Source organism: Rhodoferax lithotrophicus (genome assembly GCF_019973615.1).
In the GTDB taxonomy this organism is placed as follows: domain Bacteria; phylum Pseudomonadota; class Gammaproteobacteria; order Burkholderiales; family Burkholderiaceae_C; genus Rhodoferax; species Rhodoferax lithotrophicus.
The window spans coordinates 1,389,360-1,414,100 of record NZ_AP024238.1; the positions used below are offsets into that span (position 1 = coordinate 1,389,360).

The 24,741-nt window shown below is 58.5% G+C and carries 25 protein-coding genes; 18 read left to right on the plus strand and 7 right to left on the minus strand.

The window, feature by feature from the left end; translation table 11 throughout:
* Positions 1-26: 26 nt before the first annotated feature.
* Positions 27-1,244: a WD40/YVTN/BNR-like repeat-containing protein gene (locus LDN84_RS06445; RefSeq protein ID WP_223910030.1), complete on the minus strand. Its 1,218-nt coding sequence runs from the start codon at positions 1,242-1,244 to the stop codon at positions 27-29.
* Between the two features lie 393 nt (positions 1,245-1,637).
* Between LDN84_RS06445 and LDN84_RS06450 the strand changes: the two genes are divergently transcribed.
* The 4 genes from LDN84_RS06450 (at position 1,638) to LDN84_RS06465 (ending at position 8,194) form a co-directional block, all read left to right on the plus strand.
* On the plus strand, positions 1,638-2,003 hold the full coding sequence (locus tag LDN84_RS06450) for a copper-binding protein (protein ID WP_223910033.1): 366 nt from the start codon (positions 1,638-1,640) through the stop codon (positions 2,001-2,003).
* 76 nt (positions 2,004-2,079) lie between these two features.
* Positions 2,080-3,342: a TolC family protein gene (locus LDN84_RS06455; protein WP_223910035.1), complete on the plus strand. Its 1,263-nt coding sequence runs from the start codon at positions 2,080-2,082 to the stop codon at positions 3,340-3,342.
* The gene (locus LDN84_RS06460) at positions 3,342-4,910 is read left to right on the plus strand and encodes an efflux RND transporter periplasmic adaptor subunit (RefSeq protein ID WP_223910038.1); all 1,569 of its coding nucleotides are present in this window, start codon (positions 3,342-3,344) and stop codon (positions 4,908-4,910) included. The genes LDN84_RS06455 and LDN84_RS06460 overlap by 1 nt, the downstream gene beginning before the upstream one ends.
* A gap of 2 nt (positions 4,911-4,912) precedes the next feature.
* A complete protein-coding gene (locus tag LDN84_RS06465; RefSeq protein WP_223910041.1) occupies positions 4,913-8,194 on the plus strand; it encodes an efflux RND transporter permease subunit in 3,282 nt (1,093 codons plus the stop codon).
* Positions 8,195-8,460: 266 nt separating this feature from the next.
* Here LDN84_RS06465 and LDN84_RS06470 read toward each other — a convergent pair whose 3' ends face one another.
* The gene (locus LDN84_RS06470; RefSeq protein ID WP_223910044.1) at positions 8,461-9,828 is read right to left on the minus strand and encodes a hypothetical protein; all 1,368 of its coding nucleotides are present in this window, start codon (positions 9,826-9,828) and stop codon (positions 8,461-8,463) included.
* Here LDN84_RS06470 and LDN84_RS06475 point away from each other — a divergent pair.
* Together LDN84_RS06475 and LDN84_RS06480 are read left to right on the plus strand one after the other, a co-directional pair.
* Positions 9,827-10,300, plus strand: coding sequence for a hypothetical protein (locus LDN84_RS06475; RefSeq protein WP_223910047.1), 474 nt, complete (start codon positions 9,827-9,829; stop codon positions 10,298-10,300). The two genes, LDN84_RS06470 and LDN84_RS06475, sit on opposite strands and share 2 nt — an antisense overlap.
* Before the next feature lie 118 nt (positions 10,301-10,418).
* Positions 10,419-10,892, plus strand: coding sequence for a hypothetical protein (locus LDN84_RS06480; RefSeq protein WP_223910050.1), 474 nt, complete (start codon positions 10,419-10,421; stop codon positions 10,890-10,892).
* Between the two features lie 133 nt (positions 10,893-11,025).
* Here LDN84_RS06480 and LDN84_RS06485 read toward each other — a convergent pair whose 3' ends face one another.
* The 3 genes from LDN84_RS06485 to LDN84_RS06495 all read right to left on the minus strand — a co-directional run bounded on the left by LDN84_RS06485 (position 11,026) and on the right by LDN84_RS06495 (position 13,098).
* Complete coding sequence (locus LDN84_RS06485; protein WP_223910052.1) at positions 11,026-11,190, minus strand: hypothetical protein; 165 nt, start codon at positions 11,188-11,190, stop codon at positions 11,026-11,028.
* Positions 11,191-11,545: 355 nt separating this feature from the next.
* Positions 11,546-12,115, minus strand: a complete 570-nt coding sequence (locus LDN84_RS06490) for a carboxymuconolactone decarboxylase family protein (protein ID WP_223910055.1) — start codon at positions 12,113-12,115, stop codon at positions 11,546-11,548.
* Positions 12,116-12,270: 155 nt separating this feature from the next.
* Positions 12,271-13,098, minus strand: coding sequence for an AraC family transcriptional regulator (locus LDN84_RS06495; protein ID WP_223910057.1), 828 nt, complete (start codon positions 13,096-13,098; stop codon positions 12,271-12,273).
* A gap of 339 nt (positions 13,099-13,437) precedes the next feature.
* Between LDN84_RS06495 and bufA1 the strand changes: the two genes are divergently transcribed.
* From bufA1 to LDN84_RS06515, 4 genes are read left to right on the plus strand one after another with little or no spacing between them, the layout of a single operon-like run.
* A complete protein-coding gene (bufA1, locus tag LDN84_RS06500) occupies positions 13,438-13,752 on the plus strand; it encodes a BufA1 family periplasmic bufferin-type metallophore (RefSeq protein ID WP_435405921.1) in 315 nt (104 codons plus the stop codon).
* Between the two features lie 28 nt (positions 13,753-13,780).
* On the plus strand, positions 13,781-14,674 hold the full coding sequence (gene bufB, locus LDN84_RS06505; protein WP_223910060.1) for an MNIO family bufferin maturase: 894 nt from the start codon (positions 13,781-13,783) through the stop codon (positions 14,672-14,674).
* Positions 14,671-15,456 (plus strand): HvfC/BufC N-terminal domain-containing protein, encoded by a 786-nt coding sequence (locus LDN84_RS06510; RefSeq protein WP_223910064.1) that lies wholly within the window; start codon positions 14,671-14,673, stop codon positions 15,454-15,456. The genes bufB and LDN84_RS06510 overlap by 4 nt, the downstream gene beginning before the upstream one ends.
* Positions 15,457-15,508: 52 nt before the next feature.
* Positions 15,509-15,949 (plus strand): DoxX family protein, encoded by a 441-nt coding sequence (locus tag LDN84_RS06515; protein WP_223912805.1) that lies wholly within the window; start codon positions 15,509-15,511, stop codon positions 15,947-15,949.
* An 85-nt stretch (positions 15,950-16,034) separates the two neighbouring features.
* Here LDN84_RS06515 and LDN84_RS06520 read toward each other — a convergent pair whose 3' ends face one another.
* Positions 16,035-16,349 (minus strand): LysR substrate-binding domain-containing protein, encoded by a 315-nt coding sequence (locus LDN84_RS06520; RefSeq protein ID WP_317134839.1) that lies wholly within the window; start codon positions 16,347-16,349, stop codon positions 16,035-16,037.
* A gap of 91 nt (positions 16,350-16,440) precedes the next feature.
* Between LDN84_RS06520 and LDN84_RS22860 the strand changes: the two genes are divergently transcribed.
* The 6 genes from LDN84_RS22860 to LDN84_RS06545 all read left to right on the plus strand — a co-directional run bounded on the left by LDN84_RS22860 (position 16,441) and on the right by LDN84_RS06545 (position 21,088).
* Positions 16,441-16,566, plus strand: coding sequence for a hypothetical protein (locus tag LDN84_RS22860; RefSeq protein ID WP_255610489.1), 126 nt, complete (start codon positions 16,441-16,443; stop codon positions 16,564-16,566).
* Positions 16,567-16,647: 81 nt separating this feature from the next.
* The gene (locus tag LDN84_RS06525; protein WP_223910069.1) at positions 16,648-17,475 is read left to right on the plus strand and encodes an ABC transporter ATP-binding protein; all 828 of its coding nucleotides are present in this window, start codon (positions 16,648-16,650) and stop codon (positions 17,473-17,475) included.
* 19 nt (positions 17,476-17,494) lie between these two features.
* A complete protein-coding gene (locus LDN84_RS06530) occupies positions 17,495-18,370 on the plus strand; it encodes an ABC transporter permease (RefSeq protein ID WP_223910072.1) in 876 nt (291 codons plus the stop codon).
* A complete protein-coding gene (locus LDN84_RS06535; RefSeq protein WP_223910075.1) occupies positions 18,367-19,326 on the plus strand; it encodes an ABC transporter permease in 960 nt (319 codons plus the stop codon). Before LDN84_RS06530 ends, LDN84_RS06535 begins: the two co-directional genes overlap by 4 nt.
* Before the next feature lie 30 nt (positions 19,327-19,356).
* Complete coding sequence (locus LDN84_RS06540; RefSeq protein ID WP_223910078.1) at positions 19,357-20,373, plus strand: ABC transporter substrate-binding protein; 1,017 nt, start codon at positions 19,357-19,359, stop codon at positions 20,371-20,373.
* Between the two features lie 58 nt (positions 20,374-20,431).
* Entirely contained in the window at positions 20,432-21,088 is a 657-nt protein-coding gene (locus tag LDN84_RS06545; RefSeq protein ID WP_223910081.1) for a TetR family transcriptional regulator C-terminal domain-containing protein, read from the plus strand.
* Positions 21,089-21,146: 58 nt separating this feature from the next.
* Here LDN84_RS06545 and LDN84_RS06550 read toward each other — a convergent pair whose 3' ends face one another.
* A complete protein-coding gene (locus LDN84_RS06550) occupies positions 21,147-22,874 on the minus strand; it encodes a PHA/PHB synthase family protein (protein WP_223910085.1) in 1,728 nt (575 codons plus the stop codon).
* A gap of 165 nt (positions 22,875-23,039) precedes the next feature.
* Between LDN84_RS06550 and LDN84_RS06555 the strand changes: the two genes are divergently transcribed.
* Entirely contained in the window at positions 23,040-23,678 is a 639-nt protein-coding gene (locus LDN84_RS06555; protein WP_223910090.1) for a class I SAM-dependent methyltransferase, read from the plus strand.
* A 140-nt stretch (positions 23,679-23,818) separates the two neighbouring features.
* Entirely contained in the window at positions 23,819-24,691 is an 873-nt protein-coding gene (locus LDN84_RS06560) for a hypothetical protein (RefSeq protein WP_223910094.1), read from the plus strand.
* The last annotated feature ends 50 nt before the right edge of the window (positions 24,692-24,741 follow it).

Here is a 24,741-nt window from a genome sequence, read left to right on the forward strand (position 1 = left end):
CAAGGGCAGAACGACGCAGGCAGGTGTTATTTGGCCAGTAAATTGGTGCCAGCTGCACCAATGGATACATAGGCCAAGGTCCCACGAACGATCGCATTCAGGTTGCTGGTGGTCCCGGTGGCGGCACTTGCCGTCCAGGTCACGGCATCGGTACTGGTCATCACGTTTCCGCCTGCGCCAACAGCCACCAACTGTGTGCCATAGGTCACGGCCTTCAAGTCCATGGCCAATGGGGAAACTTGTGATGTCCAGGTGCTGCCATCCGCGCTGCTCAAGACCGTGCCGGACGAACCGACGGCCACGAAGGCACTGGCGCCATAGGTGACACCGCGCAAGTCAGTCACGACATTGGATGTGACCGCTGTCCAATTCAGGCCATCGGTACTCCGTAATACCGTGCCAGCCGCACCCACGGCGACCCATGTGCCGGTAGCGCTGCTGTACGTCACCCCATACAAGGCATTGCTGGTGGCGGGACTCGTGACTGCGGCAGACCAGGTGATGCCATCCGGGCTGGTGATGATGGTGCCGTTGGCCCCAACGGCCACCGTCAAGTTGATGGAGTTGCTGGCAACGGCATACAGGTTTTGTGTGGTCCCGGAGGTTTGTGCTGTCCAGGTCACGGCATCACTGCTGACCAGTACCAGGCCCGCATCCCCCACCAGCTTGTACGTCCCGAAATAGGAGGCCCCGTTCAGATTGCTGCTGGTGGTGTAGTTGATGGCGCTCCAGGTGGCCCCATCCGTACTGGAATACATGGCACCGGAGGCCCCCGCCGCCACATAGCTGCTGCCGAACATGGCACTACGCAACTCCCTGGCATCGGTTGCGCTGCCCAAGCTCCAGGTTGAGCCGGCCAGCATGGGTGTGGCGGTGACAGGTGTTGTGCCAGGCCCACCTGGCCCGCCACCCGTTCTGCCGTTCACCGAGAACGAATAACTGACACCGTTGGTCAGACCGGATGCCACATAGGGCGATGTGACGTTGATCATGGAAACCCCACCCGGCAGGCCAATCCAGCCCCCCATACTGGCGGTGCTGGCGGGAACCACGCTGGTGGGGGCGTAGAAGATCCAGTATTCAACGCCGGAAACCATATCCCAGGAGATGGTGACGGTCGATTCGGTGGCTATGGCCTTCAGTCCTGATGCCGCGGGTGATGGAGACCCCCCACCGCCACAGGCGACTAATACCAGCAACGTAAGCCATACGGTCGTGATCAACTTGAGGGCGCGTAAAAGCATATTTGTAATTCCAGATAAAGACGGTTTCAATTTGTATGGCATTCAAGAACATGCAAGCCGGGTTCTGAATGGTGTTTAAACACACAGGTGGCTATTTTGAAGCCAAAGCGACTTCGCATTCAAATTATCAAGTTGAGCATGATGCTCTTGGGCGGTTCTACCGTAAAGCTGAGGTAAACCAAGGCCCCAAGCGCACGAGGGGAGGTGTTGGCTGCCAGATAACAAAGATGTCACTTTCCCGACAGCTGCCTGTGGGGAAGGCCATCTGATACTGATGGCCTGGAGTTGATCATGCATTTCTTGGTTTCTTGCCTGTGCATGTTTCATGGCCATCTTCTGGAACACAAAAACGCCGGGTGATGGGACAAGTCAACATTATTTAAAGGAAATCAGATGAAAGCGCTTGTATTACCTGCGGTAGCAGCTCTTGTTTTTGTAGCGTCCGGGGCGGCCTTTGCACAGATGGATCACAGCATGCATGGCGCAGCGATGGTCAAACCCGTGACCGCAACCGCAGCCACCCCCAAGGCGGATGCCACGGCCATGGGTGAAGGCGAGGTTAAAAAAGTCAACAAAGCCAGAGGCACGGTCACCCTGACACATGGGGCCTTGCCCAACGGCATGCCGCCCATGACCATGGCCTACAAGGTCAAAGAGGCCAGCTGGCTGGATCAGCTGCAAGCGGGGCAAAAAATCCGCTTCGCCACCGACCCGGCCGATGGTGGCATGACGGTGACACGGTTTGAGCTGGTCAAGTAACTCCATTTCACCGCAGCGTTTGTCTGGCTTGTGTTTCAGCCGGGCGGATGCGGGGCATTTACCCAAGGGGCGACCCATGCAAGCTTATTTAACGACCACCGCCCTGGCTGTACTGCTGGTGCTGGGGGCACCAGCGTATGCACAAACAGACGATGTGTTGCCCGGAGCCAGTGTCGAGTCACTGCTGAATCTGGCCAAAAGCCAAAACCCCGAGTTGGCCAGCATGCGTTTTGAGGCGCAAGCCGCCCGTGAGCGGGTGGTGCCTGCCGGTGCGCTGATGGACCCCAAATTCCGGGTCGAGTGGATGGATGTGACCAAAGGGGGCACACAAGCCCCTGCGCTTTGGCCCGGTGATGTGGGCAGCACCAAATACACCTTGATGCAAGATTTGCCGTGGTTTGGCAAGCGTGATCTGAAGCAAAGTATGGCCCAGCAAGATGCGCAGGCGGTCGAGGGCAAGGCCCTGAGCACCTGGGCGGAACTGGCAGCCAAAGTCAAGATCAGCCATGCCCAGCGCTACTTTTTTCACCACACACAACAACTCACGCAGGAGTTGCTGGCGCTGACCAATCGACTGGCTGCGCTGGCGCAGCAGCGCTATGCCAGCGGGCTGGTGATGCAACAGGATGCCATCCGCGCCCAGGTGGAACAAACCGCCTTGCAGACCGAACTGGTGGCGCTGGCGGGGGAAGCGCGTCAGGCGGATGCCCGGCTGAATGCCTTGTTGGCCCGGCCCAGCAATGCCTCCCTGGCTGAGCCACTCAGTCTGCGGCCCATACCCGTGGCACGGGAGCCTGAGGCTTTGATGGCGCGGGTGCGCCAGAGCAACCCGCAACTTTTTTCAGAGCAGGCCCGCCTCCAGTCAGCGGAGTTGTCGCGTGAACTGACGCACAAAAACCGCTACCCGGACTTCACCCTGGCCATCACCCCCACCCAGGTACAAAGTGGCATCAACGAATGGGGTGTGATGCTGGAGCTCAACATTCCGCTGCAACAGGGCACACGCCGGGCGCAGGAACGTGAGGCCCAGGCCATGCTGGAGGCGGCGCAAAAGCGGCGCGAAGCGGTGACCAACCAGTTGTGGTCCGATCTGTCGGAAAACCTGAGCGGCCTTGATGCCGCACAGCGAACCGAGCAGTTGACCAAGACCAGTTTGCTGCCGCAAGCCGAGCTGACTTTCCAGTCCGCTCTGGCTTCCTACGAAAACGGCAAGCTTGACTTTGCCACCTTGCTGGAGGCTCAGCGCCAGGTGCGCCAAGCCAGGCAGAGCCAGCTCAAAGCCCAGCTTGATGCACAAATGCGGCTGGCCGAGATTGAAAAACTGCTGGGAGAAGAATGATGAAAACGGGTACCGGATGGACGCTTGGTGCGGTCTTGGTTGCGCTGGCGGGCACGGGTGGGTATGTGGTGGGCACGCGTGGTCATGCGGACGTGAGCCGCGTTGACTCGGCCGCGCCCAACACCGGCGACTTGGCCGCCCAGCCTGCGAAGAAGCTGCTGTACTACCGCAACCCGATGGGGCTGCCCGACACCTCTCCCACGCCGAAAAAAGACCCGATGGGCATGGACTACATCGCGGTCTATGAAGGCGCGGCCGAAGAAGAAGCCGCAGCACCTGGCCAGGTGGTGATCAGCACGCAAAAAGTGCAAAAACTCGGTGTGCGGGTGGAGGCGGCACAGCGGCGCACACTGGACAAAACCGTGCGCGCCGCAGGCCGTATTGAGCCCGACGAGCGGCGGCTGACCACCATTGCGCCCAAGTTTGAAGGCTATGTGGAGCGCTTGTTTGTGAACGTCACCGGTCAGGCCATTGGCAAGGGCCAGCCGCTGTTTGAGGCCTACAGCCCCGAGCTGGTGTCCGCCCAGCGTGAATACGCCATTGCCGCCCAAGGTGTGACCGCACTCAAGGATGCCGGCAGCCAGGCCCAGGCGGGTATGCAGCAGTTGGCACAGTCCAGCCTGCAGCGTCTGAAAAACTGGGACATCTCGGACGAGCAGATCAAGGCTCTGAGCAGCACCGGTACGGTACAGCGCACGCTCACCTTCCGCTCTCCTGCCAGCGGCATCGTGATGGAGAAAAAAGCGGTCCAGGGCATGCGTTTTATGCCTGGCGACATGCTCTACCAGGTGGCCGATTTGTCGCGCGTCTGGGTGATTGCCGATGTGTTTGAGCAAGACTTGGCGCTGGTCAAGAACGGTGCAAAAGCCCGTGTGACTATCAACGCCTACCCGGACAAAGCCTTGACCGGCACCGTGACCTATGTGTACCCCACACTCAAGGCCGAGACCCGCACGGTGCCGGTGCGGGTGGAACTGGACAACCCTGGTTTGCTGATCAAGCCGGGTATGTTTGCCCAGGTGGAGTTGCAGGTGGCGGCCAAGGCGCAGGGTGTGACGGTGCCGGTGTCGGCGGTGATTGACAGCGGTACACGGCAGATTGTGCTGGTGCAGTTGAAAGAGGGGCGCTACGAGCCGCGCGAAGTCAAGCTCGGAGCACGCAGCGACAGCTATGTTGAAGTGCTCCGTGGGGTGACCGAGGGTGAGCAAGTGGTGGTGTCGGCCAACTTCCTGATTGATGCCGAGAGCAACCTCAAGGCGGCCATTGGCGGTTTTGCCAGTGCACCGGCGGCCAGTGCTTCGGCTGCACCAGTTGCCGCGTCTGATACCGTCACGGCCACAAGTGCAGGCCATCATGCCGAAGGTACCGTTGAAGAAATCAATAGCACCTCAGGCACCCTCAGTCTGGCTCACGGGCCGATTCCAAGCCTGAAATGGCCCGCCATGACGATGGAGTTCAAGGTGGCCAATGCGGCACTGCTCCAAGGTCTAAAACCTGGTGCGAAGGTGGCCGTTGAGTTTGTCGAGCGCCAGCCGGGCGAGTGGGTCATCACCAGCGTCAAGAAATAGCCATGCTTTCCAACATCATCGACTGGTCGGGCCGCAACCGCTTTCTGGTGCTGCTGGCCACCCTGTTTATCCTGCTCGGCGGCATTTTTGCGGTACTGCGCACGCCGATTGATGCGCTGCCGGATTTGTCGGACGTGCAGGTCATTGTCTACACCGAGTTTCCCGGCCAAGCCCCGCAGGTGGTAGAAGACCAGGTGACTTACCCGCTGACCACCTCGATGCTGTCGGTTCCCAAGTCCAAGGTGGTGCGGGGGTTTTCGTTCTTTGGCGCGTCGTTTGTCTACATCATTTTTGAGGATGGCACGGACATCTATTGGGCGCGCTCAAGGGTGCTGGAGTACCTGAACTTCGCCTCAGGTCGTATGCCCAAAGGCATCACGCCGCAGATCGGGCCCGATGCCACCGGCGTGGGCTGGGTTTACCAATACGCGCTGGTGGCCAGAGACAAAACCCTGGCCGAGTTGCGCAGCATTCAGGACTGGTATGTGCGCTATCAGTTGACCAAGGCACACGGCGTGGCCGAGGTGGCTTCGGTCGGCGGCTTTGTGCAAACCTACCAGGTAACGGTGGACCCGGTCAAGCTGCGCAGTTACGGCATCCCGCTGATGCGCGTGGCGCAGGTCATCCGCGACTCCAACCGCGACGTGGGTGGCCGCGCCGTGGAGATGGCCGAGACCGAATACATGGTGCGTGGCAAGGGCTACCTGCGTGGCCGGGCGGACATTGAAATGCTGGTGGTGAAAGCCGACAAAGGCACACCGGTGCTGATCCGCGACATTGCCCGGGTCGAACTCACGCCCGATGAGCGCCGGGGCATCACCGAGCTGAATGGCGAGGGCGAGGTGGTCTCGGGCATCGTGATGGCCCGCTACGGCCAGAATGCGCTGGAGGTGATTGCCAACATCAAGGACAAGATCGCCGAAATTGGCCCCGGCCTGCCCGCAGGCGTGAGCGTGCAAACCGTGTACGACCGCTCGGAGCTGATCAACAGAGCCATTGACACCCTGAAACGCACGCTGCTGGAAGAGTCGCTGATCGTGGCCGCCGTCTGCGTGATCTTTCTGATGCATGTGCGTAGCGCTCTGGTGGCGATTTTGATGCTGCCAGTCGGCATTCTGATGGCCTTCATCGCCATGCGTCTGCTCGGCATGAGTTCCAACCTGATGAGCCTGGGCGGCATCGCCATAGCCATCGGCGCGATGATTGATGCCGCCATTGTGATGATCGAAAACGCCCACAAACACCTGGAGCGGCTGGAGCATGCTGAAGCGGTAGCAGAATTGGGGTCAGATCCCAATTCGGGCTCAAGTCTTCAAACCAGCCCACAACGCATCACCGAATTGGGCTCTGACCCCATTTCTGCGGACCACACCAAAAGCGTTGCCCCCAATTCTGCGGGCCGTACAAATAACGTCGCTTTGCAAGCCCGCTTCAAAGCCATCCTCGAAGCCTGCAAAGAAGTCGGCCCCGCCTTGTTCTTCTCCCTGCTGATCATCACCGTCTCCTTCCTACCGGTATTCAGCCTCGAAGGCCAAGAAGGCCGCCTGTTCTCGCCCCTGGCCTACACCAAGACCTTCGCAATGGCCAGTGCAGCGCTGCTCTCGGTCACGCTGGTACCAGTGCTGATGCTGCTGTTCATTCGCGGCAAAGTCATGCCAGAAGCCAAAAACCCGGTGAACCGTGTGCTCATTTGGGCCTACAGACCCATCATATCGAGCGTGATGCGCTATAAAAAAGTGACTATTTTGCTGGCGCTGTTGGTGCTGGGCGTGTCGTATTACCCAGCCTCTAAATTAGGCTCGGAGTTCATGCCTACGCTCAACGAAGGCTCGCTGCTGTACATGCCCGCGTCGCTGCCCGGCATGTCGATCACCAAGGCGGCAGAGCTACTGCAAACCCAAAACAAAATCATCAAAAGTTTCCCCGAAGTCGCCTCGGTCTGGGGCAAGGCGGGCCGCGCCAACACCGCCACCGACCCGGCCCCCACCGAGATGTTTGAAACGGTGATCAACCTCAAACCCGAGTCCGAATGGCGCACGGGCCTGAGCATCGACCAACTGATTGCCGAGATGGACAAGGCGCTGCAATTCCCTGGTGTCGCCAACTCTTGGACGATGCCGATCAAAGCCCGCATCGACATGCTGTCAACCGGCATTCGCACCCCCATTGGCATCAAGGTGTTTGGCAAAGACCTGGATCAGATGGAGCAACTGGCCAAGCAGATTGAGGCGGTGGTGAAAGCCGTGCCCGGCACCAGTAGCGCCTTTGCCGAACGCATCACCGGCGGCTTCTACCTCAACATTGAGCCGGATCGTGAGCAACTGGCCCGCTACGGCCTGGCGGTGGGTGACCTGCTGGACGTGGTGGGCAGCGCCCTGGGCGGCGAAATGGTCACCACCACGGTGGAGGGGCGCGAGCGTTTTGGGGTCACCGTGCGTTACCCGCGTGAATTGCGTGGTGACCCGCAGCAGATTGCGCGTGAGGTGCTGATCCCCACCATGGACGGCGCACAAATCCCGCTGGGCCAACTGGCCAAAGTGGTGGTAGCCAAGGGTGCGCCCGGTATCCGCACCGAAAACGCGCTGCTGTCCGCCTACATCTATGTCGACATCCGCGACCGCGACATTGGCGGCTATGTGCGCGATGCCAAAAAAGCCGTGGCTGAGCGCATCAGCTTCCCGCCGGGGTATTACGTCACCTGGAGCGGCCAGTTTGAATACATGGAGCGCGCCATCGAGAAGATGAAAATCGTCATCCCGGTCACGCTGCTGAGCATTTTTCTGCTGCTGTACCTGAACTTCAGGCGCATCACTGAGACGCTCATCGTCATGCTCTCGGTGCCGTTTGCGCTGGTGGGCGGTGTCTGGCTGATGTGGTGGCTGGACTACAACCTGTCGGTGGCCGTGGCGGTGGGCTTCATCGCCCTGGCCGGAGTGGCGGCCGAAACCGGCGTGATCATGCTGATTTACCTGGACCATGCCTGGGAAGCCATCAAAGACAAATGCCGCACAGCAGGTCGTGCGCCCGGCGTGGCGGACTTGTACGAGGCGGTGATGGAAGGTGCGGTGGAGCGCGTGCGCCCCAAGATGATGACCGTGGTGGCCATCATGGCCGGCCTGCTGCCGATCATGTGGGGCACGGGGACGGGCTCTGAGGTGATGAGCCGGATTGCTGCGCCGATGGTGGGCGGCATGATTTCCTCCACCGTCTTAACGCTGGCGGTGATTCCGGCGATTTATGCGCTGGTGAAGCAGTGGCGGCTGGGGCGGGGGCTGGAGGGGTGATTGCGGTGTTGTGTCCAGGTATGGCGGAGCTGTGGTTTAAGAGTGTTTTAGGGCTCTAGCGCTTATCGTACCTGCACAAGGTGTTCTGTTTTTTATAGCGCCTTGTGTGCATCATGGGGCACCACATTCGCGACTGCTGTCGCATGATCTTCTGGGAGATAAACATTCCCCTATCGGTGTTGGCTCCACATCATGGTCAGCAGCACGCTCATCGTCTACGCATCCTGATTTCGAGGCGTTGACTGTTTTGTCGGAATTCAGGTGATTCATGGACTGGCTTTTTGGAGGTGTTCAACCCATCGGCCAACGATGCCATGCGCTGTCGACCATACAACGAAGCTGTTGCCGTTCCCGGTACTGGCCATGTCAACCAATGGCAGATCCAGAAGGGAAAGTGTGCCAGCAACGCTTAGCCACAGCGGCGCAGACCATTCACCTTTCGAAAACCTGGAATACTTGATTCCTGTTCGCCCAAGAAAACGTTGATCGATATTGCCAATTGTGATTGCGTCAAAGTTGTCATTTCCGGTCGCAGAGATTTTCTCTGGCGGGGAGCCCATGGGGAACACCGAGCTGGAATTCATCACCTCTGTCCAGTGGTCGCCTTTGACGAACCATCGGTCACCGATAAGGGCACTACCGGTGACCGGATCAACTGCAAGGGGAAGTCGTGTATGGGTATACGGCCAGTCCAACTGGCGAGACCCGGTGATGCCACGCAGAAGTTGCACTTTGTCCAGTTTCTTGAGCGGGTTGGATGGATTTGGAGTTGCCGTTTGAAGGTCTTTAATCTGCTTTCGGACGTAGTGCAATAAAAACCTCCCTGCCTTGCGTGTCACCACGCCACTGAGCAATGAAACGGTGTCCGCCAAATCGACGTTGTCTCCCGTGGCATACACGAGATGAATGGTTCCAGCGGCATCCGACTGTGCATCGACGATCAACGTGTCAGACGGGCTTTGAGGATCCAGCACATTCCAGGGGGAAGCTCCTCCCGCCCCGTCCACGACCAGCACGGCCTTGCGTGTCTGTTCATGCCACGGATAAATCAGAAAACCTCCGGCCGGATAACCCCCTCCAGCTCCGCGCCAAACCCGCCGTTCGAGCATGCTGCCAATATCTTTTCCAAATGCCGTGAAGGTCCAAACCAGTTGAGGCGCACCATGTACAAACCCAGGTCTTTCGACCGTGATCCCCGCTTCCTGCCAAATGGTGGGTGCTGACTCACGCCACTTTTGATCCTTCAATACCCAGTGCTCGGCATCCATCAGGATGTGAAGCTGGCCTTGTCCGTCCAATGTGGCATCCATAGTCGAAGGGGCATAGTCAGATCGAACAACTTGTTCTTCGGCCATACCATTGAGCCCAATCGCGATATCGATCACTTGCTTGAGTGCTTTCGATGCGATGAGGACATGAACCTGATCGGATGTACTGGAGACCACTCGGACGATGTCCTGCGTTGTGCTGACCTTCAAAAGATCCAGCACGGGTCCAAGCCGAACCTCGGGAGGATTCAGTTGCAGTGGCGGCTTTGCTGGGGTCGTTTCACAACCAGCCATAAAAATTGTGAGCGCGCTTCCCAGGATGAAGGCCGCCAAGTAACGTACCGTGAAAGCTGGCTTCAGAAACATGTGGCTTGCCATCCAAGGTGGTAATTGGGGGTCAGATGTCAATTATTTCAAAGAACACAGAGCAACCGTGGATGTAGCCCTCGTAGGAGAATGGCGTTGGTTTATCGGCGGTATTGCGCATTGGCGCGTTCAAGGAATTCATTTCATGGAATACGAAGAGCGATTCACAGATGCTGAATTGGGTAAAGTGATTGAGCAGGCCATGATTTACATGTGTGCTTGTCCTGCACAAGTTGCTGATAGTGTGCGTAAGCTCAGGGAGTTGTATCGCTATCAACTTCGCTGCATTGCACATCCTGAGCACAACATGGTGGTTCATGCCCAGATTATGCAAAGTACCCTCCAGACACATTCGATCATGCAAGATTGCCTGGACAAGGTCATCGAGCTGGAAAAGTGGGACAGGTCCACCTTGGAGATGCCGGTCGGCCTTCGCAAGTTGCAAATGCAGGAGATCGTTTCAGACCGGTAGGCGACTAGACATCAAATCCCCGGCTGTTCAGCCATTTTCAAGGCCATCATCTGCCTTGATTACCAGGTAGCCTATTTATACATTGCAATAATGAGCAGACTTATGGAGGGATCTTCGTATGAACCTGACGCGTTGGTTTCTTTGGACTGCAACTTCATTGAGCATGGCGAGCGCCCATGCTGGCAGCGATGTTGTTTTGATTGACCATATGGAAAAGGCCTACACCGTCTATGCCGGGCTGCCCTTGGATCGAGCCGAGGCGGCGAAAAGCAAACTTGAAGGCAAACCGGTTGAGATGGTTCCATTCGAAAAGTTTGCAGAAAATCAGAAAAAAATCATTGGAGATCGAATTGTTAGAAACGATTACCCAGGAAGCAGGGCAGAGGAAGGCATAGTTGCCTTGATTGATAAATATCCAGGGACTCCATTTGGAGTCACGTGGAACGGTGGAATTGCCTTGACAAGAAACGACTATCAAGCGGCAAAAAAAGCCTACGAAGCTTTTAATACACCGGAAGGCTTCGCTAAACCAGAACTTGCGAACGACCCCGTTGCGCCGATCAATCATCTCAAGCCTTTGCTTGGTTGGTGACAAGCTCTTGCCATGAGCGCCCAGTTGATGGGTTCTCCCAAGCCCTTTGAATGGGAAACAGAAAATCGTCGCTACTGTCGCCTATAACCGACACCATGCGAAGAACCAGTTTTGGAATTTATCCATGGGCCAGTTACACCAGCCACAGGATAGTCACCGCAGCCATGTTTGAGCGTGCATGCAACGGTGTGTTGCAGCGCAAGGCTTTGTGGCTGGTCCGTCCATCGACACCATCACGTTTGTGCGCTTCCTCCAAGCTCACTTTGGCTTTGACTGCCGCCGCGATATAGGAGGTCACCCAACCTGCGGCAACGCCCCCATCACCACCAGGTTGCGGTCGAACTTTTTGGGGTGCTGCCACTGGCCATAAACACGGCGGCGCTGCAGAAAATCCATGAACTTTTTGGCCAGCATGGGAAAGACTCCGAGTCGTGCAAAAGAGAGCAAGAGGCCCGGTGACCCCGACCCAACCACGCACCTGCAGATGCCGTCACTAGCCACCCGCCTGGAAGCCACCGCGCCATGGTCCGCATATACACAGCAAAGAATGCCCGCCCGAGCTGCACTGGCGCTGCTGTGCGCAGGGTCTCCAATGTGTCCAGATTGGCTTTGACTCCATGACATGTCAGGTAGGCCAGCCCAAACAGGCTGGGTTAATCGACTTTGTATGCCGCAAAACGTGCATCTACCGGCGTGGCAAAGAGGTGATTGCTGAAGTTGCTAAGCGTCTTGACGGCGATGGCCAGCACGATGTACATCAAATCACGCTCTTGGTAGCCCGCATCCAGAAACGACTGAACCGTCTGTGGACTGGGCATGCCATGGCTTTTGACCATGGCCACGGTGGTGGCATAGAGCGTGGCCAGTTTGGCATCGGGAAGGGCGGTTTGTGCACGAATGGCTTGCAACACGTCAGCTGGTACACCTGACATTTTTTCAGCAATCATGCTGTGTGCGGCGGTGCAGTAGTGGCAGCCGTTGACCTGGCTGACCGCCAGAAAAACCACCTCCTGCTCGGCTGGTTTCAGGCCGGATTCACTGCGAAACAAGCCGTAGCCGTGTAAATAGGTGCTCAACACACCTGGTGCATTGGCCATGTTGGCATACATATTGGGAATGAAGCCGACCTGTTGGAGGGCCAGGTCCAGGATTTCCTTTGGTTTGCCCTGTGCGCTGGCATGTTCAATCGGGTGAAGGTGTTTGACAAGTGGGGTGGCTGACATCGCGGGTTGCTCCTGCAAAAGCGCCCAACGACGGTGCCAGAGAGACATTCCATGGCTTGTTTGGGCGTGAATGGATCGTAGGTTGACCCGGCTTGTCAGAAGTGCCCGCACGTCTCGTTGACATGTTCCAACGTTTCAGTTTGGCGGCCGCCAGCTCAGCTTGGCGGACAAGTTCTGAGCCACGCAGTGGGCGAGCAACCCAGCTTGCGGACAAACGCGCGGGTCAGGGCACTGGCGCTGCCGTAACCCACATCGTCGGCCACATGTTTGAGTGGACGCCCTTTTTTGAGCAAGCTTTGGGCGGTCATCACCCGCCAGGAGGCCAGATAGTCCGCCGGGGTTTCACCGGTGACTGCTTTGAAGCGCACGGCAAAGCGTGCACGCGACATGCCGGCCAAGGCGGCCATGCTGGCCAAATCGCGCTCGGTTGCCGGGTCGGCATGTATGGCGGCCATGGCTTTCGCCAGCCGTGGGTCGGCCAAGCCGGCCAAGGTGCCGCCTTGGGTCAAACCTTGCGTCATGCAGTGGCGCAGCAGCTGGATCATCAGCACCTCACACAAGCGATCCAGTACCGCCTGACGACCCGGCTGCTGGGCAAAGGCTTCGTCAAACATCAGCTCAAGCAAAGTCTGTACACCCGCCAAGGCTGACAGCTCAACCATCACCACATGGGGCAAGGAGTCCGTGACCGGATTTTGGCCACCGCCACCAAACTGAACCGTGGCACACACCACATCCGCCCCCAGACGCTCATCGGTCACCAGCCGATGGGTATCCGGGCGTGGCAAAAACAGCAAGGTCGGTTCGGTGATGTCAAACGTCTCTTGCCGCACACCGATGACCTGAACCGGCCCGCGCCGGATCAAATGGATATGGCCACGCAGGTGGTCTTCATGAAAGTCATGAATGCCACAGAGATTGCCGGTGTAGAACACCCCGGCGTGCAGGGAAAAGTGGGAGAGCAGGGGGGTGAGTCTGTCCATGGCTTGTTTTGATACGAATGGTTCTTTTCATGATACTTTCAAATACCTTGCGTATCGAATTGACACGCTGTACCCATCTGGATGATGGAATCCCGTATCTGTCGCCAATGTTCATCGCAAGGGCAGAGGGTTTACGGTGGCGCAAGTTTTACAAGCCTTTCAGGTCTCTGGTGCTTATGTAGGTTGCGCAAGTAGCTATGTAATTTATAGCATTTATTTTTTGTTTCCAGCAGGTGTAAGAACCCGGCAGCCACGCCGACTATAGAAACAGCACGGTACCTCTTGTGTCCCGTGCCAGCTGTTATCTATTCACCATCGTCATTTTTGAAGGACATACCCATGAACGCACTATCCACCTCCACACGTTTCGCCACTGCCGCCGGTCTGGCTTTGGCCATGAGTGCCGCGCTGACCATTGCGGCCACTCCCATCGCTGCCCAGGCCGCAGACACCGACAAGTGTTTTGGTGTGGCCCTGAAAGGCAAGAACGACTGCAAGGCTGGTGCGGGCACCACTTGCGCGGGCACCTCCAAGGTGGATCATCAAGGCAACGCTTGGTCGATGGTGCCCAAGGGCACCTGCGAAAAAACCATGTCCAAAACCTCACCCACCGGCTTTGGCCAGATGAAAGAGTTCAAGGAAGTCAAAGCCTGATCGGCATCACACCTACGGAGCTCCGGCCATGTCTCACCTGATTCACACGACCCCACCGGCAGCTCCGGCCCACACTCTGCCCGCCAGGGCCGGGGTGGGCTTGAAGCCTGAGCACGTTCAGACCATTTTGCAGACGCAGCCTGACATCGGTTTTTTTGAAGTCCACGCTGAAAACCACATGGTGCCGGGTGGGCCGTTTCACCATTACTTGAGCCGCATCCGTGAACAGTATGCGCTGTCGATTCACGGCGTGGGCCTGTCGATTGGGGCCGATGCGCCACTCGACATCCACCACCTGAATGCCTTGCAGCGCTTGCTGGACAAGTACCAGCCGCAATCTTTTTCAGAGCACCTTGCCTGGTCAACCCATCACGATGTGTTCCTGAATGACCTGCTGCCCGCGCCCTACACCCCGGACACCCTGCAGCGGGTCTGTGATCACATTGACCAGACCCAGACCCACCTGAAACGCCGCATGCTGCTGGAAAACCCGGCCACCTATGTGGAGTTTGCTGAGTCCTCCATGGATGAGGCCAGTTTCATCAGCGAGGTGCTGCGCCGCACCGGCTGCGGCCTGCTGCTGGACGTGAACAACGCCTATGTGAGCTGCACCAACCATGGCCGTGACGCGCAGGCCTACATCCGCGCCCTGCCGCTGGCGCAGGTGGCAGAGATTCACCTCGCAGGATTTGCCCAGGCAGCGGACACCCATGGTGACCTGCTGCTGATCGACAGCCACGGCGCACCGGTGGCGCAAGCCGTGTGGGACTTGTATGCCCGCACCCTGGCGCTGACCGGCCCGGTGGCCACCCTGCTGGAACGCGACAACGACATTCCGCCCTGGCCGGTGCTGCTGGCCGAAGCCCAGGTAGCCGACCGGCAATTGCTGGCGTTGACCCAAGCGCAGGAGGCCTTGGCATGAACAGCCAAACGCCTTTTGCCCAGGCCCTGCTGAACCCGGAGCTGCCTTGCCCCAGCGGCCTCACCACCTGGAACGGTTCCGACCCCGCCCAGCGTTTTGCCGTGTACCGCAACAACGTCATGGTGTCTTTGATCGACGCGCTGGCCGACAGCTACCCGGTGGTGCAGGAATTGGTGGGCGAAGAATTCTTTCGTGCCATGGCCCGCGTGTTTGCCATGGCGCACCCGCCACGCTCGCCCGTGATGGCGTTTTACGGGCAAAACTTTGCGGAATTTGTACAAGCCTTTCCTCCGGCGGCCAGCGTGCCCTATCTGGCCGACGTGGCACGGCTGGAGATGGCGCGGGTGTGTGCTTACCACGCGGCCGATGTACCGCCGCTGGCGCTTGAAGCCGTGCAAGCCGCCTTGGCCGACCCGGCACAGCTCATCCACCTGCAACTCACGCTGCACCCCTCGGTACACGTCATTCCCTCTGCCTTTGCCGTGGTTGACTTGTGGGCTGCGCACCAAGGGTCTACCGACATGACATCGGTAGACCCCGACCAGCCTCAGACCGCTCTGGTATTCAGACACGCGCTGGTGGTCAACACGCTGGAGCTCACAGCCGGGCTTGCCCAGTTTGTGCGCGCCCTGCAAGCTGGCAACACCCTGCCCGAGGCCGCCAGCGCTGCGCTTGAGCTTGACCCCGAATTTGATTTAACCCAGGCCCTGACGCTGCTGCTGCACTGGCAGTTCATCACCCACTTGTCGACGAGTAACCAACACCATGAACCCACACACTGACAGCCACAACGCCGCCGGGCTGCCCGGCCTGATCCAGCAGTTCATTCACCTCATGCAGCGCGTCCCGAACAGCTTGCTGGCGCTGCTGGCCCGCTTCTCCATCGCCGCCGTGTTCTGGAAGTCGGGCCAAACCAAGATTCAGGGTTTTGCCGTGGACCTTGTCAACGGTGAATTCACCCTGGGCTGGCCACGTCTGTCGGATTCGGTGGTGGGCTTGTTCCAGGACGAATACCACCTGCCGCTGATCCCGCCCGAGATCGCCGCCACCCTGGCCGCCACCGCCGAGCACCTGTTCCCGCTGCTGCTGTTGTTTGGCCTGGCTACCCGCTTGTCCGCCCTGGCCTTGCTGGGCATGACGCTGACCATTCAATTGTTCGTCTACCCCGATGCCTACCCGACCCACGGCACCTGGGCCGCGGTGCTGCTGTACCTGATGGTGCATGGGCCGGGCAGGTTGTCGGTGGATGAGTGGGTGGCGCGGCGGTGGGGGTGAGTTCTGCACGGGTGTCGGGCCATCGCTGGGCGCAGATGGAATTCAACGGCAGTTTTGGCGTGGTTGCTGCACCCGCTTCGTTGGGTCAAGATGCCGTTTCGGAAACCACATCCCAGAGAGATTCCGCCGCGCGCCCCATGGGAGTTCTGTCTCTGTAAAGCTGGATTTCAAGATCGACATTCCATGCGGGGTCGGCCGCGGGAACCAATCGGCCGGATGTGATGTCGTCACCTATAAGGCTCTTCGGCAACCACGCAACACCACGGCCATCAAGCACCATCGCCCTCAAAACAGATGCAAGGTGGGCGGTCAAAGGAGTTTGCGTGGCTATTTTTTCCAATGCGCCATAGCGCGTCTCACGAAGAATCTGCCCCAATCCAGACTCAACACTGTAGGCCAGGCACGCTCAATTTTACGGAATTGGTGCACTCGGGCTGGGTATTACGGCGCATTTCAGTGGCTCGGTCGAGGCCGCTTTCTGGTTTGTAGCCGTGTTGACTGATAACACGGCCATGGTGATGGACGCGCATGACAAAGATCAGTTTGCAAAAGAACACATGGCCGGGACGGTGAAGCAGCGGTGCAACAAGAAACTTTTTGGCATGAAACTCGCTTAAACCCTAGAATAAGTTGACCAACTGGTTAGTTTCTTGATCTGGATGCTACTTTTTGGTGCAATTCTCCCTTTTTGTGTGCCCATGAACAATCCTGACAATTTGTCCATCATTTCCCAACTGAGCCCTCCTGCGGGGGGGCGGTTGGCGGTCGAGATTCGCAAAGCCAGCGTGGTGTACCAGACGGCGGATTCGCCGGTGCATGCACTGGAAAACATTGACCTGAACATTCGCGAGGGTGAATTTGTCTCGCTGATTGGTCCCTCGGGCTGCGGCAAAACCACCTTGATGCGGGTGATTGCCGATCTGGAGCACATCAGCGCTGGGCAAGTGCTGGTGAATGGGGTGTCGCCCCATGAAGCCCGGTTGGCCCGCGCTTACGGTTATGTGTTTCAGGCCCCAGCGCTGTTTCCCTGGCGTACCGTGCTGGCCAATGTGACGTTGCCGTTGCAGATTCAAGGCCGCACCAAGGCCGACAGCAAGGTGATTGCCATGGCACACCTGGAGCGTGTTGGACTTCAAGGTTTTGAAGGCAAATACCCGTGGCAGTTGTCTGGCGGCATGCAGCAGCGCGTGTCGATTGCCCGCGCGCTATCTTTTGAGCCGAAGATTCTGATGATGGACGAGCCCTTTGGCGCGCTGGATGAAATCACCCGCGACCGCTTGAATGAACAGCTTCAGCAGCTCTGGCAAAGAGAGCGTCGCACAGTGGTGTTTGTGACCCATTCGATTGCCGAAGCGGTTTACCTGTCGACCAAGATCGTCGTCATGTCACCGCGCCCTGGGCGCATTGTGAAAGTCATTGATTCACCGCTGCCGGATGAGCGGCACCTGGGCCTGCGTGACACCACCGAATTTATCCAGGTTGCGCATGAGGTTCGCGAAGCTTTGGCAGATGGTCATCATGACTAAGTCGCCATCGGAGGGTTGGGTGTCACGTCTTCTGCGCGACGGCTTGCCGGTGGCGGTGATGTTGGCGGCCACCTTGTTGATTTGGTACATCGGTGCCGTGTGGATGAATGCATCGGGGGCCATTGAGCGGGTTCTGCCCCACGACAGCCCCTGGAATTGGCAAGACTTGCTGGCAGCGACTCTGGACATGCAGCGACCAGTGTTGCCTGCGCCACATCAGGTGGCCCTTGATTTTTGGTCGAGCCTGGTGGATTGGCCGATTGACTCGCCGCGTAACCTGCTGTTTCATGTGGCGGTGACGGCTGAATCCACTTTGTGGGGCTTTGTATTGGGCACCTTGCTGGGTTTGGTGCTGGCGGTGCTGATTGTTCACTCACGCACGCTGGACCGTGCCCTGTTGCCCTGGATTGTGGCTTCGCAAACTGTACCCGTACTGGCCATTGCGCCTATCGTGCTGGTGATTCTGGGCAGCCTGGGCTTCTCGGGCCTGGCTCCCAAAGCGGTGATTGCGATGTACCTGTGTTTTTTCCCGGTGACGGTAGCCATGGTGCAGGGCTTGCGCTCACCCCAGCGGATTGAGACCGAAATGATGCACACCTACGCCGCCAACTGGTGGCAGTCTTTGTGGCTGTTGCGTTTGCCAGCTTCGTTGCCCTTTTTGTTTCCGGCGTTGCGGGTGGGTATTGCGGCCGGCTTGGTCGGTGCCATGGTGGCTGAATTACCAACGGGCGCCGTGGCGGGCCTGGGTGCGCGGTTGCTGACTGGTTCCTACTACGGCAACACGGTACAAATCTGGTCGGCTTTGGTGATGTCGGCTCTGCTCGGTCTGGCGCTGACCATGGCAGTGGCGGGTGTTGAGCGGCTGGTATTGCGCCGCCGTGGGGGGCAGACATGAAACCACAACTGACCAAAACCTTGTTGTTTGTGCTGGCCTGCCTGATGGGTGCTGTTTTGTTGATGATGCAGCCCGCAGCGCTGGGGCAGTTGCCAGAGGGCACCGTGCCCGCAGGTATGTTCTGGTTGGCCACGGCCATTCTTGGCGCTCTGGCCATGCAGTCGGTGCGTTGGATGGCCGCTCTGGATGGCGGCCGCCTTGTGGGTATGGCTACCGCTGCCTTGTTTGGGGTGTGGATTGTCTACTTCTGGCAACTGCTGGTGGTGGCTTTTGACGTGCCCCGGGTCTTGTTGCCACCCCCCAGCCTGATCGTGCAAGCTATTGGCGAGCACGGCGGTATTTTGTGGGACGATTTTGTGCAAACCGTGCTGAAGGCCGTGCTGATCGGGTGGGCCATGGGCTCAGGATTGGGGTTTCTGGTGGCGGTGGCGATTGACCGCCAACCTTTTTTGCAGCGCGGCTTGTTGCCGCTGGCATCCCTGACCAGCACCATTCCGCTGGTGGCGGTGGCACCGATTGCCGTGATGTGGTTCGGCTTTGAGTGGCCCTCTAAAGCCGCCGTGGTGGTGCTGATGACGTTTTTTCCGATGCTGGTGTCCACCCTGGCCGGGCTGAAAGCCTCTGGCAAGCTCGAACGTGAGCTGATGTACAGCTACGCCGCCAGTTACAGTCGTACGTTGCTGGCGCTGCGTTTGCCGGCAGCCTTGCCTTTTATCTTTGGCGCGCTCAAGGTGAATGCCACGCTGGCGCTGATCGGGGCCATCGTGGCTGAATTTTTTGGCTCCCCCACCTCGGGCCTGGGTTTTCGGATTTCCACCGAGGCCTCACGCATGAACATGCCGCTGGTGTGGAGCGCTATCGTGGTGGCAGCGATCACCGGCTCAGTGGCCTACGCTGTGCTTGTACAGTTTGAGCGCCGCGCAGCGTTTTGGCACCCGTCGGTACGTGGTGCCTGATTTTTCCCCCAACCCCAAAGGAGCTTTCCCATGATTCGTTCTTCCAAGTTCACCAACAGCTTGCTGGCTGCGGTGCTGGCCGTGTGTGGCGTGACAGCCAGCATGGGTGCCAGCGCGGCCGATAAGGTTACCGTTCAGCTCAAGTGGTTGCCGCAAGCGCAGTTTGCCGGTTACTACGTGGCGCAAAGCAAGGGCTACTACAAAGAAGCTGGTCTGGATGTGACCATCAAACCGGGTGGCCCCGACATCTCCCCGGTGCAGGTGATTGCTGGCAACGGTGCCGACGTGGTGGTGAACTGGATGCCCGATGCCCTGGCCGCCCGCGAAGCCGGTGTGCCGCTGGTCAATATCGCCCAGGTGTTCAACCAGTCCGGCCTGATGCTGACTTGCAAAAAGTCCAGTGGTGTGAGCAGTCCGAAAGACTTCAAAGGCAAGACCCTGGGTGTCTGGTACGGTGGCAACGAATACCCGTTCCTGAACTGGATGGCCAAGCTGGGCTACAAGCCGGGCACCGACATCAAGATCCTGAAACAGGGCTTTAATGTGGACCCGTTGTTGCAAAACCAGGCCGCGTGTATTTCAACCATGATCTACAACGAATACTGGCAAGTGGTGGATGCCGGTGTGAAGGAAAGTGACCTGGTCACCTTCTTCTATGAAAAAGAAGGCGTGGCCTCACTGGAAGACGGTTTGTATGTGATGGAAGCCAAGTTGAAAGACCCGGCCTTTGTGGCGCGTATGGGCAAGTTCCTCAAGGCCACCTTCAAGGGCTGGAATGACGCGGTGAAAGACCCTGCTGGCGCTGCCAAGATTGTGGTGGCCGCCGACATGTCGGGCAGCGCCTCTGAAAAAGTGCAACAACGCCAGATGGAAAACGTGGCCAAGCTGATCACCAATGCGGGCACCGCCAAGATCGGTTACCTGGAGCCAGCCGCCTTTGAGCGCACCGTCAAGGTTTTGCTGGCTGCAGGCAGTTCACCCGTGATCAAGAAGGATCCGGGCAAAGCGGCTTATACCCACGCGGTGTGGGACGCGGCGGCCAAGTAAGCTGAATTGTTCACAGGCCGGGGTCTTGTCCTGACGGGGAAGACCCCATTTTTTCACCATGACACCTCTTTCCAGCAGTCAAATCTCAGGTGCAGCAGATGAGGCCAGCAAGGGGCAGATTCGTCAGGCCAATGAGGCTGTGATTCTGGCCGCTGCCGAGCGGGTGTTTGCTGGTGCCGGTTTTGGTGGTGCCACCATGGCCGCGATAGCCGAAGCTGCCAGCCTGCCCAAGGCCAACCTGCATTACTACTTTGGCTCCAAGCAGGAGCTGTACCGTGCGGTACTGGCTCAGACCCTGAAAGACTGGCTGGAGCCCACGCTGGTGATCACCCCACAAGCAGACCCCAGAACCGCCATTGAGGCGTATATCCGTGCCAAGATGGCGTTGTCCATGCAGCGCCCGCATGCTTCGCGGGTATTTGCCAACGAACTGTTACACGGTGCGCCGGTGGTGAAAGCCTTGTTGCATAGCGACTTGCGTCAGCTGGTGCTGGCCAAGGCCGAGGTCATTGCCCAATGGGTAGCACGCGGCCAAATGGCCCCGGTAGACCCGGTACACCTGTTTTTCACCATCTGGGCGGCCACCCAGACTTACGCTGATTTTGAGGTACAGGTGTGTGCGGTGTTGGGTCAGTCCGAGCTGTCAGTGCCAGAGCAAACCCGCGCCACCGAACATGTGGTGTCGCTGATTTTGCGGGGCTGCGGGTTGGGGTGAACACAGACAGGACAGACGTTTTTCGCTATTTCTGAATGCCCCAAGCCGCTGTGCCGGCCTACATTTCAAAGACGTAGGTGCCTGGTGCCGGGCCGAGATCAGGGTAGCTCTTGGCTTTGACTTTGGGGGCATCTACCATCGGCCCGCATTGCGGGGCCAGCCAGGCCAGCCAGTCCGGCCACCAGCTGCCCGCAGCTTTGGGAGCATGGGCCAACCAATGTTCGCTGGACTCATTGCTTTCGGGCTCGGCCACCCAGAAACTGCGTTTGGGCGGGTTCACCACCGGGTTGACGATGCCAAAGATGTGGCCTGAAGTCGACAACACAAACCGCACTGGCGTTTTGACATTGACGTGCTGGCGAATGCGGTAGGACTGCTGCCACGGCACGATGTGATCGTCTTTGCAACTGACCGCATACAGCGGTTGGGTGATACGGGTCAGGTCGATCAACTCGCCGCCGATGCTCAGCGCATCCGGCTTGACCAGATTGTTGTGCAGGTACATCTGGCGCAGGTAAAACGAGTGCATGGCCGCAGGCATACGCGTGGTGTCCATGTTCCAGAACAGCACGTCAAACGCTGGCAGCGACTCGCCCAGCAAGTAGCTGTGTTCAAAGTAGTGCCACACCAGGCTGTTGGAGCGCAGCAGGCGGAAACTGGTGGCCATGTCATTGCCGTCCAGAAAGCCGGTTTGGGCCATCTTTTTCTCCAGTGCCGTGATCGCTCCCTCGTCAATGAACACATCAATATCGCCCGGCTTGGAGAAATTGGTCAGCGTAGCCAGCAGGGTCCAGTGCGCCACCGGATGGTCTTTGGCATCAAAGTGGCGGCTGGCCCAGGCCATGTAGGTGGATACCAGTGTGCCGCCGATGCAGTAGCCCGTCAGGTGTACTTGCGGTACCTTGCAAAGCTGACGTGCGGTCTGCACCGCCTGATCCACGCCTTGCAGCAGATAGTCGTCAAAACTGACATCTGCCATGTCGGCGGTCGGGTTTTTCCAGCTGGTGATAAAGACGCTGTAGCCTTGATCGGTGAGGAACTTGACCATACTTTTCTCTGCGGTCAAATCCAGCACGTAATACTTGTTGATCCACGGCGTGATGATGACGATGGGCATCTGGTGCACCTGCGCCGTGGTAGGTGTGTAGTGGATGACTTCCACCAGCCGGTTACGCAGCACCACCTGGCCCGGTGTGGTGGCCAGATCGGTGCCAACCTTGAAGGCATCGGCCTCCACCATACGAATGTTTTTCGCTTTGGCATCCCGCATCAGGTGTTGCAGCCCAAGTTTCAGACTGTCGCCATGGGTTTCCACATAGCGGCGCATGGCGACCGGGTTGCTGAAGAAGAAGTTGGTGGGTGCCATACCGTTGAGCCATTGCCGTGCCCAGAAAGCCGCCCGGCGACGCTGCATCTCGGAGAGTCCCGGGGTGGCAAAAAGCAGGTCTTCGGTGCGGTGGGTGAATGCCAGATAACACTCCTTGACCACATCCCATGCCGGGCTCTTTTCCCAGTCGGGGTCGGCAAAACGCACGTCATCCACATGGGGTTTGATCATGCTTTCATCTGACAAGCCCAGGCTGCGGCGCATCAGGTGGCTTTGAAACTCCATGGTGTCGACAAAAAAGTCATTCGCAGCCCGCGATAACTCTTGTGGGTGCATCAACCAGGCGGCCTGGGCGTTGAGCACCGAAGTCATCATGCCGTAGGGGTCCATGTTTTGCTGAAAGACCTCGGCCATTTGGGTGCCGGGCAGGTTGGTCAGAGGGGTGGTGTGGTTGCGCATGAAGATCTCCAGTTAATGGGTCATCCACAAAATTTGCTGCATGAGCGTTGGATGGGAGTTAACCACAAGAATCTGGGCTTGTCATTGATTAAGCGCAGGAAGCCATTCATTGCTTGCCATCTCCCCCCGTCAGCCCTATGCTTGTCCCACGCACGGAGGTTCAGCATGCCCAATTTTCCGAATTGCACCGATCGCCAAAAGGCGCTTGAACAGTACCGTTTGCGGGCTGCGCTGTATGACAGCGAGCTGGTTGCTTTCGAGCCAATTCGTCGACGCGCCATTGAGCGGCTCAAGCTCGCACCCGGAGCCATTGTGCTGGATGTAGGCTGTGGCACTGGCCTGAGTTTCGCGCCCTTGCTCCAGGCCGTTGGTTGGCGTGGGCACATCATTGGGATCGAACAATGCCCTGAAATGCTGAACCTGGCTTGTGCCCGGGTTGCCCAGCAAGGCTGGCCCAACGTGACCTTGCTGAACACCCCGGTCGAGATTTCTCACACCCCAACCCAAGCCGATGCGGCGCTGTTTCACTTTACCCACGACATCTTGCGTAACCCCGATGCTGTTGACAACGTGGTTCAAGGTCTCAAGCCGGGTGCCCATGTGGTGGCGGCAGGCCTGCAATGGTCCCACCCGTGGGCCTGGGTGACCAACTGGTGTGTGATGATGTCGGCGATGTACTCTGTGACCTCCATGGAAGGGCTGGATCAGCCCTGGAGCCACCTGGCGAAACACCTTGAGGCGCTGGAAATCAGCACCGAGTCCATGGGCGGCATCTACATTGCCAGCGGTGTGGTTGCCAGATAATTTAGTGATAATTTTGGCTTGTGTAGCTTGATAATCAAGCGTAGGCAGCTATGCTATTTGTAGTATTTATAGATCGATGATGACTTTTTACTGTGATGTGACAGGGGTTTGCCCTGTTTCGTTGATGCAACGGGTGGCCCGTGCAGTTTGATTTTTTCAATGACAACCAAAGCGTCAGCCTGCGCAACGATGTCATCCTGGCGCTGGAGCAGGGTGATACGGCCACGGCGCAGCAAGCCTGGCAGATTCTGAAGGCGGACTTTCCGCAAGACGATTGCCTGAACAGTTTGCAGGTGTTGATCCAGGCCCTGGCGCAACGCAGCCCGGAGCCGTTTGCCGATCACACGGCGCTGCACCAGGCCCGCCAGCATCTGCAAGACCAGATTGAGCCTGCTGCCCGGCGCAATTTGGGTATATCCGCTGCGGCCACCTGGCTGCGGGCACGCTGGCAAGAGCTGGCCGAGCGTGCCACGGCGCTGGCCTACCACCCGGAGCACAAAAACGCACACACGGCCCCACTCTGGCTGCAAGCTGGGCAATGGCAGGCCGCCGCCGATGCGGTGGCCCGTATCGAGTCCTGGCGGCGTATTCCAGCCCCGCTGGCCTGGATGTTGCATGCCCGTCTGGCCTTGCAAGGCTTGCAGCCCAACTGGGGCTTGTTGGCCGAGCTGGCCTGGTTATCGCCCGGCCGACTGGAGCTTGTTCTCAGCCAACAGCCTGACCCATTGCTGCAACCCCTGCAGGCTCGTTTCGGGCAGACTTTTGAGGGCGCGGGCGATGCCACTGACCTGGCCTGGTTTCCGGCCTGGGTGCTGACTGAGCGCCCCAATCTGGCATCACATCTGGCCCAGGCGCAGGCCGGCCTTCACCTCGCCCCTGAACAAGCCATGCGGCTGATGCTGGAGCTGCTCGGCCTGGAGCACCAGGGCCGTCACCACGACGTGATCGAGCGCCGCAAAACCCTGCGTGGATTACATGCCTCGTTGTACGCCGCGTACATGGCCAGCCGGTAACTTCATCCAAAGCCAATTCAAAGCTTGGCACTGAATAATGGCCGATCCAA

Excerpts from the sequence above, each read along its gene's own strand:
- LDN84_RS06445 (WP_223910030.1), bottom strand. The coding sequence starts at position 1,244 with ATGCTTTTACGCGCCCTCAAGTTGATCACGACCGTATGGCTTACGTTG.
- LDN84_RS06450 (WP_223910033.1), top strand. The coding sequence starts at position 1,638 with ATGAAAGCGCTTGTATTACCTGCGGTAGCAGCTCTTGTTTTTGTAGCG.
- LDN84_RS06455 (WP_223910035.1), top strand. The coding sequence starts at position 2,080 with ATGCAAGCTTATTTAACGACCACCGCCCTGGCTGTACTGCTGGTGCTG.
- LDN84_RS06460 (WP_223910038.1), top strand. The coding sequence starts at position 3,342 with ATGAAAACGGGTACCGGATGGACGCTTGGTGCGGTCTTGGTTGCGCTG.
- LDN84_RS06465 (WP_223910041.1), top strand. The coding sequence starts at position 4,913 with ATGCTTTCCAACATCATCGACTGGTCGGGCCGCAACCGCTTTCTGGTG.
- LDN84_RS06475 (WP_223910047.1), top strand. The coding sequence starts at position 9,827 with ATGTGGCTTGCCATCCAAGGTGGTAATTGGGGGTCAGATGTCAATTAT.
- LDN84_RS06470 (WP_223910044.1), bottom strand. The coding sequence starts at position 9,828 with ATGTTTCTGAAGCCAGCTTTCACGGTACGTTACTTGGCGGCCTTCATC.
- LDN84_RS06480 (WP_223910050.1), top strand. The coding sequence starts at position 10,419 with ATGAACCTGACGCGTTGGTTTCTTTGGACTGCAACTTCATTGAGCATG.
- LDN84_RS06490 (WP_223910055.1), bottom strand. The coding sequence starts at position 12,115 with ATGTCAGCCACCCCACTTGTCAAACACCTTCACCCGATTGAACATGCC.
- LDN84_RS06495 (WP_223910057.1), bottom strand. The coding sequence starts at position 13,098 with ATGGACAGACTCACCCCCCTGCTCTCCCACTTTTCCCTGCACGCCGGG.
- bufA1 (WP_435405921.1), top strand. The coding sequence starts at position 13,438 with ATGAACGCACTATCCACCTCCACACGTTTCGCCACTGCCGCCGGTCTG.
- bufB (WP_223910060.1), top strand. The coding sequence starts at position 13,781 with ATGTCTCACCTGATTCACACGACCCCACCGGCAGCTCCGGCCCACACT.
- LDN84_RS06510 (WP_223910064.1), top strand. The coding sequence starts at position 14,671 with ATGAACAGCCAAACGCCTTTTGCCCAGGCCCTGCTGAACCCGGAGCTG.
- LDN84_RS06515 (WP_223912805.1), top strand. The coding sequence starts at position 15,509 with ATGCAGCGCGTCCCGAACAGCTTGCTGGCGCTGCTGGCCCGCTTCTCC.
- LDN84_RS06525 (WP_223910069.1), top strand. The coding sequence starts at position 16,648 with ATGAACAATCCTGACAATTTGTCCATCATTTCCCAACTGAGCCCTCCT.
- LDN84_RS06535 (WP_223910075.1), top strand. The coding sequence starts at position 18,367 with ATGAAACCACAACTGACCAAAACCTTGTTGTTTGTGCTGGCCTGCCTG.
- LDN84_RS06540 (WP_223910078.1), top strand. The coding sequence starts at position 19,357 with ATGATTCGTTCTTCCAAGTTCACCAACAGCTTGCTGGCTGCGGTGCTG.
- LDN84_RS06545 (WP_223910081.1), top strand. The coding sequence starts at position 20,432 with ATGACACCTCTTTCCAGCAGTCAAATCTCAGGTGCAGCAGATGAGGCC.
- LDN84_RS06550 (WP_223910085.1), bottom strand. The coding sequence starts at position 22,874 with ATGCGCAACCACACCACCCCTCTGACCAACCTGCCCGGCACCCAAATG.
- LDN84_RS06555 (WP_223910090.1), top strand. The coding sequence starts at position 23,040 with ATGCCCAATTTTCCGAATTGCACCGATCGCCAAAAGGCGCTTGAACAG.